This window comes from Shimia gijangensis, assembly GCF_900142085.1.
In the GTDB taxonomy this organism is placed as follows: Bacteria; Pseudomonadota; Alphaproteobacteria; order Rhodobacterales; family Rhodobacteraceae; genus Shimia; species Shimia gijangensis.
Map to the genome: position 1 here is coordinate 20439 of NZ_FQZQ01000010.1, position 20643 is coordinate 41081.

General features: G+C 56.8%; 19 protein-coding genes. 3 read left to right on the forward strand and 16 right to left on the reverse strand.

Features of this window, described 5'->3' with window-relative positions:
- Nucleotides 1-170 precede the first annotated feature (170 nt).
- Nucleotides 171-518, forward strand: a complete 348-nt coding sequence (locus BUC32_RS10000) for a DUF2794 domain-containing protein (RefSeq protein WP_073252397.1) — start codon at nucleotides 171-173, stop codon at nucleotides 516-518.
- 83 nt (nucleotides 519-601) lie between these two features.
- On the opposite strand, the gene speB is transcribed toward BUC32_RS10000, so the two are convergent.
- The 4 genes from speB to BUC32_RS10020 form a co-directional block, all read right to left on the reverse strand.
- On the reverse strand, nucleotides 602-1564 hold the full coding sequence (gene speB, locus BUC32_RS10005) for an agmatinase (protein WP_073252169.1): 963 nt from the start codon (nucleotides 1562-1564) through the stop codon (nucleotides 602-604).
- Complete coding sequence (locus tag BUC32_RS10010; protein ID WP_073252170.1) at nucleotides 1561-2397, reverse strand: C40 family peptidase; 837 nt, start codon at nucleotides 2395-2397, stop codon at nucleotides 1561-1563. Before BUC32_RS10010 ends, speB begins: the two co-directional genes overlap by 4 nt.
- A complete protein-coding gene (locus tag BUC32_RS10015) occupies nucleotides 2397-3779 on the reverse strand; it encodes a leucyl aminopeptidase family protein (RefSeq protein WP_073252172.1) in 1383 nt (460 codons plus the stop codon). Before BUC32_RS10015 ends, BUC32_RS10010 begins: the two co-directional genes overlap by 1 nt.
- 177 nt (nucleotides 3780-3956) lie before the next feature.
- A complete protein-coding gene (locus BUC32_RS10020) occupies nucleotides 3957-4337 on the reverse strand; it encodes a hypothetical protein (protein ID WP_073252174.1) in 381 nt (126 codons plus the stop codon).
- Between the two features lie 148 nt (nucleotides 4338-4485).
- Here BUC32_RS10020 and BUC32_RS10025 point away from each other — a divergent pair, with 148 nt between their 5' ends.
- Nucleotides 4486-5136, forward strand: coding sequence for a carbonic anhydrase (locus tag BUC32_RS10025; RefSeq protein ID WP_073252176.1), 651 nt, complete (start codon nucleotides 4486-4488; stop codon nucleotides 5134-5136).
- A 103-nt stretch (nucleotides 5137-5239) separates the two neighbouring features.
- Here BUC32_RS10025 and BUC32_RS21130 read toward each other — a convergent pair whose 3' ends face one another.
- The 5 genes from BUC32_RS21130 to BUC32_RS10045 all read right to left on the reverse strand — a co-directional run bounded on the left by BUC32_RS21130 (nucleotide 5240) and on the right by BUC32_RS10045 (nucleotide 10741).
- Nucleotides 5240-5374: a hypothetical protein gene (locus BUC32_RS21130; RefSeq protein WP_281248974.1), complete on the reverse strand. Its 135-nt coding sequence runs from the start codon at nucleotides 5372-5374 to the stop codon at nucleotides 5240-5242.
- Nucleotides 5375-5902: 528 nt separating this feature from the next.
- Nucleotides 5903-6925 (reverse strand): aspartate-semialdehyde dehydrogenase, encoded by a 1023-nt coding sequence (locus BUC32_RS10030; protein ID WP_073252177.1) that lies wholly within the window; start codon nucleotides 6923-6925, stop codon nucleotides 5903-5905.
- A 121-nt stretch (nucleotides 6926-7046) separates the two neighbouring features.
- Nucleotides 7047-8060, reverse strand: coding sequence for a glycosyltransferase family 4 protein (locus BUC32_RS10035; protein WP_073252178.1), 1014 nt, complete (start codon nucleotides 8058-8060; stop codon nucleotides 7047-7049).
- A gap of 7 nt (nucleotides 8061-8067) precedes the next feature.
- Nucleotides 8068-9240, reverse strand: coding sequence for an MFS transporter (locus BUC32_RS10040; RefSeq protein WP_073252399.1), 1173 nt, complete (start codon nucleotides 9238-9240; stop codon nucleotides 8068-8070).
- An 88-nt stretch (nucleotides 9241-9328) separates the two neighbouring features.
- Entirely contained in the window at nucleotides 9329-10741 is a 1413-nt protein-coding gene (locus BUC32_RS10045) for a pyridoxal phosphate-dependent decarboxylase family protein (protein WP_073252400.1), read from the reverse strand.
- A 101-nt stretch (nucleotides 10742-10842) separates the two neighbouring features.
- Between BUC32_RS10045 and hpaR the strand changes: the two genes are divergently transcribed.
- Complete coding sequence (hpaR, locus tag BUC32_RS10050; protein WP_073252180.1) at nucleotides 10843-11283, forward strand: homoprotocatechuate degradation operon regulator HpaR; 441 nt, start codon at nucleotides 10843-10845, stop codon at nucleotides 11281-11283.
- Nucleotides 11284-11296: 13 nt separating this feature from the next.
- Here the strand turns inward: hpaR and BUC32_RS10055 are convergent, their stop codons facing one another.
- The 7 genes from BUC32_RS10055 to BUC32_RS10085 form a co-directional block, all read right to left on the reverse strand.
- A complete protein-coding gene (locus BUC32_RS10055) occupies nucleotides 11297-12100 on the reverse strand; it encodes a PaaX family transcriptional regulator C-terminal domain-containing protein (protein WP_073252182.1) in 804 nt (267 codons plus the stop codon).
- A 78-nt stretch (nucleotides 12101-12178) separates the two neighbouring features.
- Nucleotides 12179-14209, reverse strand: a complete 2031-nt coding sequence (gene paaZ, locus BUC32_RS10060) for a phenylacetic acid degradation bifunctional protein PaaZ (RefSeq protein WP_073252402.1) — start codon at nucleotides 14207-14209, stop codon at nucleotides 12179-12181.
- Nucleotides 14210-14333: 124 nt separating this feature from the next.
- A complete protein-coding gene (locus BUC32_RS10065) occupies nucleotides 14334-15569 on the reverse strand; it encodes a cytochrome P450 (protein ID WP_073252183.1) in 1236 nt (411 codons plus the stop codon).
- Nucleotides 15521-16873, reverse strand: a complete 1353-nt coding sequence (locus BUC32_RS10070) for a TRAP transporter large permease (protein WP_073252185.1) — start codon at nucleotides 16871-16873, stop codon at nucleotides 15521-15523. The genes BUC32_RS10065 and BUC32_RS10070 overlap by 49 nt, the downstream gene beginning before the upstream one ends.
- Nucleotides 16870-17376 carry a TRAP transporter small permease gene (locus BUC32_RS10075; RefSeq protein ID WP_073252187.1) on the reverse strand — a complete coding sequence of 169 codons (507 nt, stop codon included), beginning with the start codon at nucleotides 17374-17376 and terminating at the stop codon, nucleotides 16870-16872. Before BUC32_RS10075 ends, BUC32_RS10070 begins: the two co-directional genes overlap by 4 nt.
- 88 nt (nucleotides 17377-17464) lie before the next feature.
- Complete coding sequence (locus BUC32_RS10080) at nucleotides 17465-18487, reverse strand: TRAP transporter substrate-binding protein (protein ID WP_073252189.1); 1023 nt, start codon at nucleotides 18485-18487, stop codon at nucleotides 17465-17467.
- A 77-nt stretch (nucleotides 18488-18564) separates the two neighbouring features.
- Nucleotides 18565-20598, reverse strand: coding sequence for an FAD-dependent oxidoreductase (locus tag BUC32_RS10085; RefSeq protein WP_073252191.1), 2034 nt, complete (start codon nucleotides 20596-20598; stop codon nucleotides 18565-18567).
- Nucleotides 20599-20643: the final 45 nt, after the last annotated feature.

Sequence of the window (20643 nt, forward strand, 5' to 3'; positions counted from 1 at the left end):
GGTGGGGGCAAGAACGCCGCGTCGCCGGAGGTAGCGTTTGTTTCGCTATGGAGTGAATATGCAGGTCGCTTGGGGCGACAAGAGGGAAAGCAAAAGGCCATTTGCCGATTAGTTTGGGGCAAAATCGGGGCGGGGTTGATTTTTTGGCAAACTGGCGCAACTCTGAACAGATGAATGCACAGCCCCCCATTCCGTTCAACGGACCTTTGCAAACCCCAACGCAGGTGGCGTTTCATCGCACAGAGCTTGGAGCAATCATGTCTCTATATGGCCGTATGGTCGCTGCCGGGGAATGGAGAGACTATGGTATATCCTGCCTGAGGGATGTCGCAGTGTTTTCGGTGTTTAAACGCACCGCAGAAAATCCGCTTTACCGAATCGAGAAACGCCCAAAGCTGCGCAATCGCCAGGGGCTTTATGCGGTGATCGGAGTGGACGGTCAGGTTCTGAAACGTGGCCATGACCTCAAGACTGTGTTGCGTGTGCTGGAACGCAAGCTGATCCGCGCGGTTGAATAACCATTGATTGGCGTCACCAGATTGAGCAGCCTTTCGGCTGCGCAGGATATCTCGTCCCCAACCTTTGTTTGGCGTCCTTGGGATTATGTGGCAATGCGCCGGGCCATCACGCACAACAGCTCAAACATGATAGAGACCCCAAGAAAGGCGGTTCCGCCGGAGGCGTCGAACGGTGGGGATACCTCGACCAGATCAGCCCCGATGATATTCACACCCTCAAGTTCGCGCACGACCTGCAAGGCCTGAAAAGAGTTTGGGCCGCCAACTTCTGGCGTGCCGGTGCCGGGCGCAAAGGTCGGGTCGACAAAATCAATGTCGTAAGAAACATAAGTGTCTCCGTCTCCCACGATCTCGCGGGCCTCGGCCATCACATCCGCCACACCCCGATCAAAAAATTCCTCAATCCGAATGATGCGAATGCCGGTGCTTTTGGCAAAGTCGATGTCTTCGCTGTCATAGGCCGTGCCGCGAATGCCGATTTGCACGATGCGTTTGGGGTCAAGAAGGCCTTCTTCCACGGCGCGGCGAAACGGCGTGCCGTGGGTGTACATGGTGCCGCCAAAGTAGCTGTGAAACAGGTCTGTGTGGCTGTCGAAATGGATCATGCCGAGGGGCGCCTTGGCCCCTAGCGCGCGCAGGATCGGCAGCGAAGACAGATGATCGCCGCCGGCTGTTAACGGCATGATGTCTTTGGCGATGACTTGTTCGAAAAAGGCAGTGATCCTGCTCATGCTGTCGATGATATCGGCCGGGTTTGGCCCTACATCCCCAAGATCAGCGCAATTGACCATCTCAAACGGGCGCACACCTGTGGCGCCATTTTCAGCCCGGATCATTGTCGACATATCGCGCAGCTGCCGGGGGCCATGCCGGGGGCCCGGACGGTTGGTGGTGCCGCTGTCCCATGGCACGCCGATAATACCAACCTGAACGGCGTCACAGCGTGGATCATCGAGCGGCACCTGTGGCAGCCGCATGAAGCTCGGAACCCCTGCAAACCGGGGCAATTCCATGCCGGATACAGGGTGGAAGAATGCATCGCTCATGTTGATCCTTTCAAGGCCGGTCGTTTGTGAGAGGTCACAGGACCGTCGCCCTGATCCATAATTCGCGTGATTGCATCGGTGATGGGCTCATAGGCCACCGCCATATGAAAAGCATTGGCATGGATCAGCCGTTCACTGTCAACCACTATGGCAACATGGCCTTTCCAGAACACCAGATCACCGCACTGATATCCTCCAGTGGCATCTGGAAAGGCCTGTTCCTGCAGATCGCTGTCGCCGGGGCAGGGGATGCCGCAGACCATCAGCGCGCCCTGAATAAGACCCGAGCAATCAATGCCCAGAATTGAATTTCCGCCCCAGAGATACGGTGTGCCAAGGTATTTATCGGCCTCAATCACAGGATCAATGGCCAGAGCAGCTATCGGACACAGATGCGCGCTGGGCACGAACTGACCGGTCGCCAATTCGCTAAAACGTCCGTGCTCTCCAACCACCTTTTCACGGCCGCCATGGCTGAGCACCTGAGGGTTCGGGGCTTTGAAATCGGGCTTGGAAAAAGCGAAACTGGCGCGTGCGCTGATCCAATGGGTCGGCTCCTGCCAGTCCTCAAGCGAGGCTTCGTCAACATAGCCAACATAGCCCCCCCGATCCGCCTGACCAAAGGCACGCCCTTCTTTTCGATCCAGAACCCGAAACCGATCCCCACGCAGCAATTGCCGGTCAAGAGGTTTGGCGTCTGGATCGCAACGCAAATCGATCACCGGGGCAGACACCCGGGCAAACTGGCCCTGCACGAAACGCTGTGCCTCGACCTTGCCTTGCCACTCGGCGGCGGCAACCTCTCCGTTGCAGGGGGTCGTGCGTCGGTCCATCAAAAATCCAACATGTCGGGCAGGGCCTGCAACAATGCGCGCGCGCCCATGCCGACGCCACCTTTGGGGCGGGCGGGCGCATTTGCCGGGTTCCATCCATAGATGTCAAAATGCGTATAGCGCGGGTTTTCAACAAACCGGCGCAGGAACAAGGCTGCCGTGATCGAGCCTGCAAATCCACCCTTGGGGGCGTTATCGAGGTCGGCAATGCCGGGTTCGATCATCTTTTCATAGGGCTCCCAGAACGGCATGCGCCAGACAGGGTCAGACACCTCGGTGCCAGCTTTGGTGAGGGCTGCGGAAATCCCATCGTCATCGGTGTAATAGGGCGACAAATCCGGACCAACGGCCACGCGGGCGGCACCGGTTAACGTGGCCATTGAGATAACAAGGTCAGGGTTCTCTTCATCTGCCAGCGTCAAAGCATCGGCCAGCACCAGACGCCCTTCGGCATCGGTGTTGTTGATCTCAACCGTGAACCCTTTGCGCGAATTCAAAATGTCACCGGGACGAAAGGCATTGCCTGATACGGCGTTTTCCACCGCCGGGATCAGCACGCGTAGCTGAATGGGCAGTTTGAGTGCCATAATCATATGCGCCAACCCCAAAACAGTGGCCGCCCCGCCCATGTCCTTTTTCATCAGCCCCATTGACCCACCGGGTTTGAGGTTCAGACCCCCTGTGTCAAAACACACGCCTTTGCCAACCAAAGTCAGCTTGGGTCCGTCTTGCCCCCAGTGCATATCAATCAGACGCGGTGCCTGATCGGACGCACGACCAACAGCGTGGATCATGGGAAAACCCTGATCCAGCAAAGCGTCACCTGCGATGACATCGATCTTGCCGCCAAAATCTTTTACCACCTCACGGGCCGCTGCCTCCAAGGCCTCGGGCCCCATGTCCGAGGCAGGCGTGTTGATCAGATCGCGGGTCAGTGCCTCGGCGTTGGCAATCGCTTCGACCTTTGCGGCATCAACCCCTGTCGGGCAAACCAGCCGAGCTTTGGCACCTTGGTTTTTGTGATAGCGGTCAAAGGCATACCCGGAAAGAAGCCAGCCAAGCGCCTCGGTCTCAAGGTCCCCGGCAGGCAGGTCCGTGGCCAGACGATAGATACCTTCAGGCAGGGATTTGGCCGCCGCCGCCAAGGGAAATCGGCCCCTTGCCCGCGTCTTTGCCTTGCCAAATCCTGCAATCGCCTTGGACACCGATCCCTTGTCGTCAGGCATCAGAACATGGGATCCGATGCTGGCGCGGAAGCCTGCCGCCCTGATCCAGTTGCTTTCATGGTCGGGCAGGCTGTCGAGCCATGTGTCCAGTTCCTCTGCCTCAACGAGGTAAAGCGGAACAACGGTGTCAGATTCGGGTGCAAAACTCAGCGACATTTAGGGGCTCATCCTTTTGATGTTACCCTCAGCCTAAAGTGTTTTGACCTATTGTTGAAACGCAATAATGAAGCGAAATGCGCGCGCCCAAATATTGTTGTGGGCGTTTCGAGATCAAATTTTGAACCCGCTCAATCCCGAAACGCTTTCGCTTGTGTTTGCGTCCCTGCAAGAGGGTCAGACACGAATGTCCTGCATGTCCCAAATCTCTGTGAGAGAGTTTTGACCAACACGTAGCAACCGATCATGCGTGGCAGACAGAGCCACCAGGTCGCCGTTGTCAATGCAATCCAGAACGTCGTCGGCCACCATAGTCAGCGTGTCCAGCCCCACCTGATCAGCAATGGCCAGCAAAGACCGGGTTGATTTGCGCATTTCCGGCAACTCTTGAAGGCCAAAACGCACGCTCACGTATTCAAGCCGCGCGGCAATTTCTTCGACCGCGCGGCACAGAACATCCTGCGCCGTCGGTTCGCCCAATTGTCGTTTTAGCTGCACAATCCGATCCCGGTTCAGCAGCGCCCGTTCGTTCAGTCTCAGGACAGAAACCTGTTCCACTCTCTCACCCTCAATTAATAATGCCCCCACGGCTGGTTCTGATATTGGCTGCCAGAAGTTCCCAAAAAGTTATAGTCTTTCGTGATTTTCCCTCGAAATCTGTGCAATTTATGACTATCTCGTTCAAAACTTGCCGCAAGGAGAGACGATGGAACACGCCAAACCTTTGCCGTCATATCTGGTACAGCGTTACCAGGGGTGGAAAGCCACAACGTATGAACAGAATCAGCCGTGGTATCGGCATCTTGGGGCGCAGGGACAGCATCCGCGCGCCATGATTATCTCGTGCTGTGACAGTCGCGTGCATGTGACTGCCATTTTTGGAGCAGATCAGGGCGAATTTTTTATTCACCGAAATATTGCGAATCTGGTGCCGCCGTTTGCCCCAGATGGCGATTATCACGGGACCAGTGCTGCTGTGGAATATGCGGTTGGTGCTTTGAAAGTGGCCCATTTGATTGTTTTGGGCCATTCACAATGCGGCGGTGTGCAGGGATGCATCGACATGTGCGAAGGTCAGGCTCCGCATCTTGAGGCCAAAGACAGCTTTGTCGGTCGGTGGATGAGCATGTTGAAACCCCGCTATGAAAAAGTGGCTGGCATCGAAAACGCCGAGGACAAGGCGCGCAGCTTTGAAAAACAAGCGGTTTTGGTGTCACTGGAAAACCTGCTGACATTCCCATTTGTCCAAGAGCGTGTCGAAGCCGGGGATCTAAGTCTGCATGGCCTGTGGCACAATATCGGCGAGGGCGGGCTGGAATGCTTTAACCCCGAAACCGAAGAGTTTGACCCACTCTGAAACCGTGTTGTTTTCACAAAAGAAAACGGTCCTGACCAAACTGGCCGGACCGTTTTCTTTACTAGGAAACAAACAACTTTGAGGTCGGAAATCCTGTCGTGTCTTAAAGGAACAGGTTTTCTTCGGACTCTTCGCATACCAGCAGTGCACGAAGGCGGCGCTGACGGGCTTTGTCCAGAAGAGAGCCACCAGGTTGGCCAGCTGTTTCGATCCGGGGGGTGTAAAATTCTTTGCGCATGGTTCAGTCTCCTTAGCGTTTTGCCCACTGTGTTGATGAATTCAGTATGGAGGTGAACTGTGGCCAAATTCGTGCAGAATGCGTCCGAAATGGGGCTTTAGACCCATCGGATTGGAAACAGTCTGTGCTGTTTTTGGCAACATTTTCATATGGTTAACGCGTTCGTAAACCTTGACCTCTCTTGTGACAAGGAAATTGGGCAATAGTTTTCGCTGTTTGGGGAAACACTGTGTTTGAGGTGTCAGAAATGGGGCAGCTCGGACTGGCTTTGGGCCCAAGGAGCAAAAAAATGAATGTGTGATTAACCCACCGGTAACCAAGATTTTGCGACGGTGTCCAAATGAAAAGACAAAATGTGCATTTGAAATTGTCTGACCCGATGCGCGGGCCGCTGAAATGCTCGCGCTTGAGGTTGACATAACTGTTGGGCAGTTGGTGCCTGCGGGGCTCGCCATCGAAACCCCGCAGAAATAATTAGGGCGCCACATCCCAATGACGTGGCGCCCCTAAATTTAGTGCCGTCTTATCTTAGCCCTTTTTCAGAACTTCCCGACCCAGCGTTTCAGCAATCTGTACGGCGTTCAACGCAGCACCCTTGCGCAGGTTGTCGCTGACGCACCACAGGTTGATACCATTGTCGATGGTCGAATCCTGACGGATGCGGCTGATGAAGGTGGCATAGTCACCCACACATTCCGCAGGCGAGACATAGCCACCATCTTCGCGCTTATCGATCACCATGACGCCCGGTGCTTCGCGCAGGATGTCGCGGGCTTCGTCTTCGTCGAGGAAATCTTCAAACTCGATGTTGATCGCTTCTGAGTGGCCAACAAAGACCGGCACACGTACGCAGGTCGCGGTGACCTTGATCGACGTGTCGACGATCTTTTTGGTCTCAGCGACCATCTTCCATTCTTCTTTGGTCGATCCGTCTTCCATGAAAACGTCGATGTGCGGAATGACGTTAAAGGCGATCTGTTTGGTGAATTTCTTAGGCGGCTTGTCGTCGGTCGGGTTGTAGATAGACTTGGTCTGATCCCACAACTCGTCGATACCTTCTTTGCCAGCCCCGGACACAGACTGATAGGTCGACACCACGACGCGCTTGATCTTGGCGCGGTCATGCAGCGGCTTCAGCGCCACAACCATCTGTGCAGTTGAGCAGTTGGGGTTGGCGATGATGTTCTTCTTAGAATAGCCGTGCACAGCGTCAGCGTTCACTTCCGGAACGATCAGCGGCACGTCAGGGTCATAGCGGTAAAGCGACGAGTTATCGATCACCACACAGCCTGCAGCCGCAGACTTGGGCGCATAGACTTTGGTGGCGTCTGATCCCACGGCGAACAACGCCATGTCCCAGCCGGTGAAATCAAAGGTATCAAGATCCTGCGTCTTCAGGGTCTTGTCGCCAAAGCTAACTTCTGTTCCCAAGCTACGGCGGCTTGCAAGAACGGCGATCTCATCGATCGGGAACTGGCGCTCGTCCAGAATGTTTAGCATTTCGCGGCCCACGTTACCTGTGGCTCCAACGACAACGACACGATAACCCATGATAGGTCTCCAATGTTTCAGACGCGTCCTATTAGCGCCGATTCCCATAAGACAAAAGGGGCTGGACCCGGTTTTTCTTGAAGTGGGACATTTCGAAGTGCGATGGTCGCCCGTATTGGGCTCAGGTTTGGCCCAACAAGTGCCGGTACAACGCCACCAGCGCGTCCGCTTCACGCTCTAACCCAAACTCGGCCTGAACACGTGTGCGCCCGGCCGTCCCCATCGCAGGCAGGTCTCGCGCCAGCATTGTCCTGATCGATGCCGCCAAAGCACCACCGTCGTCCTTGGGGACAATCTCACCGCAATCCTGACTGACAAAGTCGCGAAACGCACCGACATCGGTGGCCACCACGGGTACAGCGCAGGACAGGGCCTCAAGCGGCGTGAGGCCAAACCCTTCCAGCAATGAAGGGGCCACATATAAAGACAGTGCATTATAGGCCCGTGGCATCTCGGTCAGCGGCAGCTCGTCCTTGAAAAGGATGCGATCCGTCAGGTCCGCGGTCGCAATGCGTTGTTTCAACTCTTCTGCATAGGCCGCATTGTCCGGCGTGATGCGACCCATGATAATGGCGGTATAGTCTGGATGATCCGGCAACAGCTCACACATCGCGTCGACAAAATGATGGGCCCCCTTCATGTGGCGCACCCGGCCAAAACAGCCGATCAGTTTTTGATCGCCGGTTCCAAAGATATCCGACGGTGCCGGGGCAAACACTTCGGTATTCACGCCATGCGGGATCAAAACAGGTGTGCCGGGCATCACAGTGGCATTCACGGGCGTGGTGGCGACAATGGCGTCCATCTTTGACGTCATCCAATTGGTCAGCCCCCCGCGTTTGCGCGGTGATGAGGACGTGAACACCAGTTTCAACCGCATCAGGCCCAGACTGCGCAATAAAATACCCAAGAGCATCTCGTTGTTGCGCCTTGCGTGCCAGACCCGCAGACGGCGCTTCAGAAACGGCAGCTTCCATAGTGGGGTGAACGGCAAGCCATCTGGCAAGGCGACGCCTGTGGCCGTGATTCCAACCTTGCGCGCCTGCAATGGGACCAGCGAGATCACAGTGGCCGTCACGCCAGACAATCGGCGGTTCAGGTTGGGCGCAATCACATCAATGTCGTCGTTGGGCATGGTCGCCTCAGTCCGTTCTGTCCTGACTGAATAGATAGATCAGAACCCCGAGCAGCGAAAGCACACCAAAAAAGGCAAACAGCGTTTGATAGGCCAAAATCGGCGAGGTTTCGGCCATTTGTCCGTGCAATTTTCCTGACACCGATTGCATCACGCCGACGCCACCAATTCCAAACAGGTTCAACAACGTCACGCCACGCCCTGTCAGATGCGGTGGGATAAAGCTGCGGGCATGTGCGATGATCACAGGGAAAGACGCGCCACAAAACCCGATCAAGGCCATAATCGCGATCGACAAAACCACGCCTGTGCTGATCCACACGGCCAGCGCAAAGCATGCCAATCCGACCAATGTATTGCCCATGACCACAACCCATTTGCGCGTCCCAAATATCCGATCCGCAGGGCCATAAGACAATGTCCCGGCAATCATGGCGACGCCCATCATCAACGATGCCGTGCCGATGCCCGAGGTTGACACATCAAACACATCACTCAGGTAAGGGCCAATCCAAAGACCCCGGATACCCGCAGCCGGGATGTAGTTTACAAACATCAGCGGGAACATGAGCCACAGAGCGGGCATTTTCAAAAGGTCCAGAACCGAACCCTTTTCCGTGGTTTCCGCTTTGGGAGGGTCTTTGACCATGAGCCCAAGACCAACGGCTGTTGCCGCGCTAAAAATTGCCAGAGCCACAAGGGTCATGCGCCAGCCGATCACTTCAGCCGCCCAGGCCGTTGGATAGGACGCCACAAGGTTGCCCACAGATCCGACCCCAAGCATCAAGGCCGCCAGGGTCGCAAATTTCGCCGCAGGATAGCTGCGCGCAAAGATGTAATAGCTGGCCATCAACACGGGCGAACAGCCGATGCCGATCAACCCCATTGCCAGGGTGATATGAGCAGGGGTCGTTGCATAGGAAAACAACAAGGCCCCACCGCCTCCACCAATGAATAGCAAAACAGACGATGTCAGGCGCGGGCCAATTCGGTCCAACGCTGCCCCCACAGGGATTTGCATCGCTGCGAACACCAGAAACCAGACACCGGATGCGAACGCCAGGTCTTCGGACGTGGCCCCGATGTCGCTGTCCAACACTTTGGTCAGAACCGCCAGAAAGGCGCGGAAAAACTGGCTCAGCACATAGGCAAAGCAAAGCAGGATCAAATCAGGGCGCATGCGTGTCTCCTCGTCAGGTGACATGATCCGACGGACCTCAGAAACGCAAGTACAATACGGTTGTTCCTTGGGCGTTTTGGGGTGCTGATCAGGTCAAAGTCCCTGCGATTTCGCGGGTCACATCAAACGCCAGCAATACATCCTCTTGCGTGGCGTTGACCTGCCCCGCCTGAAACCGGATCACCAGCTGATCGTTGGTCCGGGTTTGTGTGATGTAAATGCGGCCGTCATCATTCACCGCATCCACCAGACGTTGGTTCAACCCATCAAGATCACTGTGTCCGCCGGGGGCATATCGAAACGTAAATAGCGACAGAACCGGGGCGGTGACAATTTCATAATCCTGCTCGGCGGCAAACAGATCGTGCAGGTCTTTGGCCCATGCAACATGATTGCGGATCATCTCTTGCAGGCCCTCAACACCATAGACGCGCAGCACAAACCAGATTTTCAGCGCCCGGAACCGCCGCCCCAAAGGCACGGACCATTCCGAATAATTGATAATGCCATCGTGGCCATGGGTCTTAAGGTATTCCGGCTTGATGGCCAGCGTGCGCACCAGATCGTCTGGGTTCTTTACAAAATGCGCCGAACAATCGAACTGCATGCCCAGCCATTTATGCGGGTTGAACACCACGGAATCCGCTTTGTCGACGCCTTCCCACAGGTGGCGAAACTCGGGACAGATCATTGCCGCCCCGGCCCATGCTGCATCGACATGGACATAAAGGTCGTATTTTGCCGCGATGTCGCAGACCGCCGAGATATCATCACAGCCCCCTGTCCCCGTGCCTCCCACACAAGCCACAATGCCCGCAGGTTTCAGACCTTTGGCAATGTCTTCCTTAATGGCGGCTTCCAACGCTTCGGGCTGCATCGCGCGCAAAGGTCCATGAGTGGGAATGCGGCGCAGGTTCTTTTGGCCAATGCCGGAAATCCAGATCGCCCGATCTACCGAGGTATGCACTTCGTTTGAACAATAGATGCGCAGAGTGTCCAGGCCGCTCAGACCTTCTTCATTACCAGCCCATCCCAGCGCCCTTTCGCGCATCGTCAATACGGCCGCCAAGGTGGCGGTTGACGCACTGTCCTGAATGACGCCCTCAAAGTGGTCTGCCAGCCCCAAAGACCCGCGCAGCCATTGCAGCATACGGGTTTCCATCTCGGTGGCTGCGGGTGAGGTCTGCCACAACATGCATTGCGGCGCGATCACCGTGGCCAGATAGTCCGCCAGCATCGAAGGTGGCGTGGCGTTGGCCGGGAAATAAGCAAAGAACCGGGGGTGTTGCCAATGGGTGATGCCGGGCATCACAACCTTCTCAAAATCGGCAAACACGGTTTCCATGTCATCGCCACTTTGGGGGGCTGCGACGGGCAACTGGTTCAGGATATCCCCCGGTGCCACCTGTGCCCGTACCGGACGGTCGCGTAGGGTTTCGTGATATCCGCGTGCCCAATCCGAAATACGCGCACCCCATTTCGCAAATTCATCCCAGTCCATAAAACCCTCCCAAAGCATTTGATTAACACGTTAACAAAGTGCGACTTTGTAGACAAGCCAGTGATATTGCCCTTTTGCCGATCAAAGTGCATGAATGGACTATGGCGTCAAAGATCAAAAACCCGTCCACCACAAAATCCCTTCCAATTGCTCTGTTGCGGGCACGTGAACGCGTGATGTGGCCGATCCGGGACATGCTGGCCAATGCCGGTGTCACCGAACAACAATGGCGCGTGTTGCGCGTGCTGGACGAAGAAGGTCCGATGGACCCGACATCTATCGCCGAGCGGGCCGTTCTGCTTTTGCCCAGTCTGACGCGCATTCTGCACAAGCTTGAGAGCAAAGGGTTGATTACCCGCAAACGCGACACCACAGATCGTCGCCGTCAGATCATCACGGCCACCGCCGAAGGCCGCGGTATCATTGCGGCCAACATGGACACCAGCCGCAGCATCCTGAGCAAGCTGCGCGAAGATCTGGGTGAAGAGCGTCATGATCAGTTGATAGCGCTTTTGGTCGACCTGACCGAACTCGAAGACTGACTTCACGCCCCTTTTAGGCGCTTAAACTGTCCAGACCTGGCAATCCCAGACGATCAAGGGCATCCATCACCTTGTGTCGGCAGGCCGTGCCACGCCAACCTTCGGGAAAAAACGCATCGGGCAGGTCCGGATGGCTGAATAGCGCGCGGCGCCAGACATGCACAATGATCGTGCGCAATGTTGCCACCTCTAACGGGGTCGGGGTCGGGGCGTTTTCCAGGATCTGTGCAAACCGATCCAACGCTTGTTCCAGATCCTCATAGGCTTTGACCGATTGTGGCGGGGAAATCTGTTGCTTCAGCCATCTGGGCAAAACCCCCAAATCGCCACTGATTGTCAGGCAATCGTCCCGCTTGGGCGCAACCTCAGGCCCCAGATAGACCCCCTGAGCCACCGAGACATACCCCTCGCGGCGCATTATCCGGGCCTGTTCATCGCGTTCTGATTTGCGCAAAGGTTCGGGAATGCACAGATGCCAGACGTCAGGATAGATCACATCACGGGTGTAAATCCTTGGGCTGGCCGCCTCACTTTGAACAAGGCCGCTTTGGGTCAGGTGGTAAAAGCTAGACCGCCCGGACTTTTCGCTGGCGATCCAGCCGTCGTTGCGCAAACGATGCAGCGCGACGCGCACCGCCTCGGGTTTGATCGCCATCGGCTCGGTGATGCGGGACAACTGACTGCCGCTGATCCGGTCGCCGGGCGCGCGGGCAAGATCGCCAAACAAGGATACGATGATCGACCACACCCGTTGATTGCGGTTGTAGGTCAGGGTCTGAATACTGTCTTCGAACCAGGAATTTGTGTCACTTGCCATGTCCGTTCAATACTGTGACAGGGCGGGATTGACCATCCCACCGGCCCCAATTGTCAGGGCCGGTGATGCGTCGTTGCTTCAGTAGGCGTTCATGGTCAGCAGTTCGTATTCCGCAACCATTTCGTTATCCTGATTGGTCAGCGTCACGTGCCAGCGCACTTCGCCATACTCTTCGTTGCGCGGGGTCTTTTTCTTGACGGTCAGGCGCACCTTGATGCTGTCGCCCGCCGACACAGGCTTCATAAAGCGCAGATTATCCAGCCCTGTGTTGGCCAGAACCGGACCTTCGTTCGGCTCCACAAACAGTCCGGCGGCGAAGGACAGCAAGAGATAGCCATGCGCCACACGACCCGGGAAAAACGGGTTCCGCTCGGCGGCGTCTTGATCCATGTGCGCATAGAAGGTGTCGCCAGTGAAATTGGCAAAGTGTTCGATGTCTTCCATGGTGACAATGCGCGGCTCGGTGTACATCGTCTCGCCAATCGACACCTCGTGGAATGTCCGGGTAAACGGATGCGCCGGGCCTTTGATCTCGGCCGCACCGGGCACCCAAGTGCCACCAATCGCCGACAGGATATCAGGCGAGCCCTGAATGGCGGTGCGCTGCATGTAATGCTTTACGCCGCGAATGCCGCCCAGCTCTTCGCCGCCACCTGCGCGACCCGGTCCACCGTGCACCATATGGGGCAGGGGAGATCCGTGGCCGGTCGATTCCTTCATCGAGTCGCGGTTGTTGAAGTAAATCCGCCCATGATACGCACCCGCGCCCATCGCAACCTGACGCGCCACGTCCGAGTCATGAGTGATGACCGAGGCCACCAGCGACCCCATGCCCTTGTTGACCAGCTCAACGGCGTGATCGACATCGCGGTAGCCCATGACCGTCGACACTGGGCCAAAGGCCTCGGTGTCATGCACGCGCTGGGCATTGTCCGGGTCGGCGCAATGGAACAGCATCGGCGGCACAAAAGCGCCTCTCTCGGCGTCCGCGCCATCTACGGTAAAGTTTTCGGGGTCGCCATAAACGCGCTCAGCTTCCTGGCCGATAATGGCGGCCTTTTCCAGAACGTCACGTTTTTGGCCGTTCGAGACCAGCGCCCCCATGCGAGTGGTTTCCAGACGTGGATCGCCGATCACCGTTTTTGCAAGACGCGCTGACAGGGCTTCGATCACGGCCTGCACCGTGTTTTCCGGCGCGAATATCCGGCGAATAGCCGTACATTTCTGCCCCGCCTTGGTGGTCATCTCGCGCTGCACTTCCTTAACGAACAGATCAAACTCAGGCGTGCCGGGCTCTGCATCCGGTCCAAGGATCGAGGCATTGAGACTGTCCTGCTCAGCGACAAACCGCACCGAGTTCTCAAGGATCACAGGGTTTGAACGCAACTTCATTGCCGTATCAGCCGAGCCGGTAAAGCTCACCACATCCTGCATGGTCAAGCGGTCCAGCATGTCGCCCAGACCGCCCGAGACCAGTTGCAGTGCCCCTTCGGGCAACAACCCGCTGTCCAGCATCAGGCGTACGCACAATTCGGTCACGTAGCACGAATTTGTCGCCGGTTTCACAATACAGGGCACACCCGCCAACAGGGTCGGGGCAACCTTTTCCAACATGCCCCAAACCGGGAAGTTGAACGCGTTGATATGCACGGCCACGCCTTGGAGCGACGTGCAAATGTGCTGACCAAGGAATGTGCCATTGCGCGACAGCTGTTCCACTTCGCCGTCCAGATAGACATGCCCGTCCGGCATCTCGCGACGGCCTTTCGAGGCAAACACCAACATCGTGCCAATGCCGCCATCGATGTCGATCAGGTGATCTGACTGGATGGCTCCGGTGTCAAACGACAGATCATACATCGCCTGACGATTTTTCTGCAGATGAAGGGCAACCGCCTTGAGCATGCGTGCGCGGTCATGGAACGTCATCTTGCGCAGGTTTGCGCCACCCACTTTGCGACCGTAGTCCAGCATCGCCTGTACATCGAGGTCATTGTTGCCCGCGCTGGCAATCACGTCGCCGGTGATGGCGCTGGCAATGTTGCGGGCTCCGGCGCCAGGGGCAAGCCATTCGCCTGCGGCAAAGCTGGAAATCTGTTGGATGGTCATCTTAATCTCCTCATCGGGCACACCTGCGCCCGTCATTCGAATCCGATTGTTACCGGCAATCTATTACATGACCGAACGGTCGGTCAATAAGCTTGCAGCAAAACACCTCGACGTCATAAACCTGCTAGTCCAACCGTGCTGGCAGTTTGGAAAATCCACGGAACCGCAAGCGTCCACCACGTTCCATACCGTCGGTAATCTCAAACTTCGGGAACCGCTCCAGGAAACGCCCCACCGCAATACGGCCCTCCATCCGCGCCAGCGTCAGGCCAACACAGGTATGCACGCCACCGGCAAAGGCGATGTGTTTGTTAGGGCGGCGGTCCAGCTTCATCTCGTCTGGGTTTGGAAACTGCGCGGGATCACGATTGGCACCCCCCATGCACAGATGAATGTCGGTCCCCTTGGGGATGGTGACGCCGTGCATCTCAATCTCAGACGTGGTCAGCCGGTTGCCAAACTGGTTGGGGCTTTCCATGCGCAGAAACTCATCCACGGCGGTGGTGATCAACTTGGGGTTGGCGATCAGCTCGGCGCGTTTGTCGGGGAAACGGTCCAGCAACTCAATCGAATTGCCAATCAGGTTGGTGGTGGTCTCATGCCCGGCGTTCAGAATGAAGATACAGTTCTGATACAGCTCAACTTCGGTCAGATGGTCGCCTTCGGTGTGGATCAGCCGTGTCAGCACATCAACTTCGGGATCGCCCGGATTGGCTTTGCGATCTTCAATGATACCGCGCAGAAAGACCTTAAAGTCACGCACCGACTGATTGCCATGTGCCTCTTGTTCCGGTGTCAGTTGTGGCTCAAGCGCGCCCAGAATAGACAGCGACCAGTCCCGCAAAGGATCGCGTTGGTCGCGTGGAATGCCCAACATGTTGCCGATCACCTCAATCGGGATGGCGCCTGCAAAGGCTTCCATCAGCTCAACGTCTCTCTGGCCTTCCATCTTGTCCAGAAGGCTCGCAATCAACAGCTCCAGCCCCGGTTCCATCTGGGCCAGCGCACGCGGGTTCATCGCCCCCACCATCACCTTGCGCACGCGGGTGTGCAGGGGCGGGTCGTTAAACACCAATGAGTTGGTGTGATGCTCATAAAGCGGTGAGTCGACACCATACTTGGGGCCAAACACCGCCTTTTTGTCCGAGATGAACGTCGTGGTGTCGCGGTAAATCCGGTCCAGATCTTCATACCGTGACACGATCACGCTGCCGTCGGGTTGAACACAGGCGGGCGCGTCTTCACGCAGCCGCCTGTAGTGCGGATAGGGGTCGTCGTGAAACCCGTCAGGAAGGTCCGTCAAAACAAACATCAGTGTCCAATCGCGCCCATTTGTTCCGGCAGCACCAGTACGATCCATGGCACCAACACGATCAGCGCCAGACGGAAGATGTCAGCGATCCAGAACGGTGTCACACCCCGGAAAATCGTTGCGGTCGACACGTCGCCCACAACACCTTTTAGGATGAACACGTTCAACCCAACAGGTGGCGTAATCAGCGAAATCTCGGTCACCACCACAACGACGATACCAAACCAGATAGGGTCATAGCCAAGGCTGACGACCAGTGGGAAAAAGATCGGAACGGTCAGCAACAGCATCGACAGGGATTCAAACACACAACCCAGAATGATGTAGATGCCAAGGATCATCAGGATGACCATAAAGTTTGGCACATCATAGGCTGTGACCATGGCGATCAACGCTTCGGGCAGGCCCGCAAGGTTGATGAAGTTCGAGAAAATCTGCGCGCCGATCAGAACCGAGAACAACGCAGCGGCGGTAAAGGACGTTTCTTTCAACACTTCGAATGTCGATTTTACTGTCAAACCCCCCCGGAACAAGGCGATCAGAAACGCGCCCATCGCACCCATGCCGGCGGCTTCAGTGGGCGAGAATGTCAGGTTCAAAGGCTCAAAATCAAACGCGCCGTAAAGCCCGCCAATCACAAGGAAGAACAACAGCAACACGGCCCAGACCGATTTCAACGCCAGCAACCGCTGACCCCAGCCTGCGCGCTCGCCTGCAGGACCCGAGTCGGGGTTGCGCCACACGGTCCAACGCACTGCGCCGAGGTAAAACAGGATGCCCAGGGTGCCTGGCAGAATACCCGCCATGAACAGCTTGCCAATTGAGGTTTCGGTCAGCAGGCCGTAGATCACCAGAATGACAGAGGGCGGAATGAGAATGCCCAATGTGCCACCGGCTGCGATCGACGCTGTCGACAACTCATCCGAATAGCCATAGCGGCGCATCTCGGGCATGGCGACTTTGGACATGGTTGCGGCTGTGGCCAGCGACGATCCACAGATCGCAGAAAAGCCACCACAGGCGGCCACGGTTGCCATGGCGATCCCGCCCCGCATGTGCCCCAGAAAGGCGTTTGAGACGGCGTACAGCTCTTTGGCCATGCCGCCTTTGTTTACGAACAGACCCATGAGGATGAACAGCGGGACAACTGACAAGCCATAATCCTGTGCGGTGTCGGTGATCTGGCGACCCACCATCGACATGGCGGCCTTGATGCCGCGCTCGTCAAAGATTGATCCGCCGCGCTCATAGGCGTAGCCCAAGGTGCCGACAAGGCCCATGGCAAACACGATCGGCAGGCGCACAAGCACCAGAACAAGAACAAGGGCGAACCCAATAAGTGCGGCAGTCATGCGCGTCGCTCCGTCAAAAGATGGGGGGCAAGGAAATGCAACAGACCGACAACGATCATTGCAACGGCGGCAATTGCGGTGAAGACCGCAATGAACCAGCCGATATAGAATTGCGGGATGTGCAGATATTCTGTGACATCGCCATAGTCGCGGGCGCGTTCCGCCAGCACCCAGACGCGCTTGATCGGCCAGAACAGCATGATGCCGGAAAACAGAAATACCAGGCCATCGCGTATGCGGGTGAGGCGCAGACGTGCGAAAAAGCCGTCAGTCAAATCAACCGCGATATGATCGGCGCGGGACGACATGACGGGCAAAACGGCAAAAACCAGAATGGCCATCAGGATGCGGGTCAGTTCGGTGGCGGCTTCGATTGGGGCATTGAAAATCGAGCGCAGAATGACGTCGCAAAAGGTCATGACCATGAGAATGAAAAGCGCCGCGCAGGCAACATAGACAGGAATGCTGCTAAGGCGGCGGATTGCGTGAAGGAGCGAGGCCATCAGGGCAACCCTTTCGTGGCTTAAGAAGGTGGGGGTGACCCCGGCAAGTCAACCTGCCGGGGACTTTGGATTGGCTCAGAGGATAGGCTTAGTTAGCAGCCATTTCCTTGACGATCAGGTCGTATGCGGCTTGGCCGTCAACACCACCAGCAGTCACTTCGGCGATCACTTTGGCACGTACGTCCGACGCAATTGCGTTGAAAGCTTCCAGATCGGCAGCAGTGGCTGCGTTGATGGCGTTGCCTTCGGTCGATGTTGTGGCGTCACGACCAATAGTGTCGATCTCGTCCCAGATCTTACCGATTTCACGGCTCAGAGGCTCACCAAAGACTTGCTCGTCCAGCGCCGCCTGCAGGTCTGCAGGCAGATCAGCAAATGTGTCTTCGTTCATGATGAAGGCGAACGATCCACGGTACAGACCACCGGGCATTTCATAAACGTTGGTTGCAACTTCGGTCAGCTTGAAACCTTTGCGGCCTTCAAACGGCATGACCACACCGTCAGCAGCGTTCGACGCCAGAGTTTCATACACCTTAGGGGCTGGAACCGCGATGCCTGTGGCACCAAGCGCGGCACCAACATCACCACCCACACCACCGGGGATGCGGATTTTCATGCCAGCGACCTGATCCATCGATGTCACAGCTTTGTTCGAGTGCAGCTGCGCAGGACCGTGTGTGTGCAATGCGATGACTTTCACGCCGCGGTGCTCGTTAGCTGCTGCAAGGTGGGCCTCATAGGCGCGCCAGTAAGCAACTGATGCGGCTTCAGCTGAACCTTCGTAACCGGGCAGTTCGATCATTTTTGTCATCACGAAACGACCAGCCTGGTAGCCGTGGAAGATGATCGATGCGTCAGCCGCACCATCCATGACCAGATCCATTTGGGCTGGGGGTGGGGCGATGCCCAGTTTCAGCTCGGCGGTGACTTTACCGTCGGTGGCTGCTTCAACCATCTCAACGAATTTGGGCCACATTTTTGCGTTGATGCCATGCGTGGGCGGAGCCCAGCTCGAGATTGTCAGTGTGTGGTCAGCCGCGAATGCAGCGGCACCCGACAGAGCCAATGTGGCACCTGCCAGAAGCGAAGTGAGTTTCGAAAATTTAGCCATGAGGTCCTCCCAAAATAGGCAATTGATGAATGTGTTAATTGTTAATTTTGTAACTATCAACACTTTCGGTTCATATTTCAAACCGCATCGGGGTTCGACGCGATGGTCCACGAGTTGGGGCTTTCTGCGTCCACCAACTGCATGAATTCTTTTGTTTTTCCCCAACCGATTTCGGTTGCATACTGCATGGGTCCGCCACGCCATCGTGGAAAACCGTAGCCGTGAATTTTTACAATGTCTACGTCGGCGTCACGCTCGGCAATGCCCTCTTCCACGATTCGCGCGCCTTCATTCGCCAATACGGCCAACAGGCGTCCGGCGATCTCTTCGTTGGTGAACGCGCGGCGGGAAATCCCTTGTTTTGCAGAGTATTCCTCAATCATCGCTTCGACCAATGGGTCGCGCTGCGGGGTGCGATTACCTTCTTCATAGGCGTACCAACCCTTGCCACTGCGCTGGCCCAGACGGTCCATTTGGCACAATTGATCGCCGATAGTTACATAACGTTCGGCGGGGTCACGGGTTTCGGCCTGACGCTGACGATTGGCCCATGCAATCTGCAATCCGGTCAGATCCTGCATCTCATAAGGCCCCATCGGCAGGCCCATTTCGCGCATCGCTGCATCCACCTGATAGGGCAGCGCGCCATCGGCCAACAGGTAATCTGCCGCCCGGCGATAGGCCGCCAGCATCCGGTTTCCAATGAACCCATCACAAATGCCCGAAAGGACGGAGACCTTGCGCATCCGTTTGCCCAAGGCAAATCCCGTGGCCAGAACGCTTGCGTCCGTGTGCGGTGTCTTGACGATCTCCAACAGCTTCATGATGTGGGCTGGGCTGAAAAAATGCAGACCCAGACAGCGGTTTTGGTGCGCAACACCCTCGAATATCTCCATCGGATCAAGGTAGGATGTGTTGGTCGCCAGAATGGCATCCGGCGCCATCACAGCTGCAAGCTGGCGGAACACATCGCGTTTGACGTCGACGTTTTCAAACACCGCCTCAATCGCCAGCGGAATGTTCGCGGCCTCTGCGTAATCCCATACCGCCCGAAACGCCGCCTTGCGCGCCTTAAAAGTTTCTGGCGCCATCTTGCCCCGCTTTACCGCACCTTCCAAAAGGCCATGCACACGGGTCTCGGCCATCGCGGCCGCTTCGGCATCACGCTCGATGAGCGTCACAGACAGGCCGGCGTTCAACGCAGATGTGGCAATACCAGCCCCCATCAACCCACCGCCAACCACGGCAATATGGTTGATCTCACGCGGTGTTGCGCCTCTAATTGCATCCGGCTTGGCCACCATCCGTTCGGCAAAAAACGCATGCCGCAAAGCACGGCTCTCGGGCGAATGGCGCAGCTTCAGATGGCGCGCGCGTTCTTTGGGCTGGCCGATCTCAAAAGCCTCTGTGGCCCACTGCAGCGCCTCGAGGTTTTCCAACGGTGACGTCTGCCCCTTGGCGCGTTTGACCAAGGTGGCCCGCGCCGCTTCGATCAATTCGGCGTCAAAGGCGGGCACTTGGCGTTGACGCACAGCAACGGGCCGCTCGGGCAGGTTCTGGACAAAGTCCGCAATCGCCACCTCGAGGTTGTCCACCACTGCATCAACCGCACCAAGGCTGTGCATTTCCTCGGCCTTCAGGATTTTACCCGAACAGGCCACATCAATTGCAGCTTTCATGCCGATCAGTCGGGGCAGGCGTTGTGTGCCGCCCGCGCCGGGGATCAACCCAACATTCACTTCCGGCAGACCAAAGCCCGTGCCCTTGGCGGCAATTCGCCACGCACAGCCCATAGCAATCTCGAGCCCGCCGCCCAGCACATTGCCATGCATCGCGGCCAAAAAAGGCACTTGGCTGTCTTCGATCAATTGCACGACGTCGGGCAAATGCGGCTCGGCCGGGGGGGCGTCAAATTCTGACATGTCGCCACCGGCCACAAATGTGCGGCCTGCACAGGTCAGCACCGCCACACGTGCACCTTGCACCGCGGCCACCGCATCGGCCAACCCCTGGCGCACAGCCGTCGAGGTCGCATTGACCGGAGGATTGTTGATCTCGACCCGGGCCACATCGCCATCAAAGGTCACCAAGACAGGGGACTGATCCGTCATATTCAAATATTCCGCACGTTGAGAATCAAACTTGCGGAGCTTTAT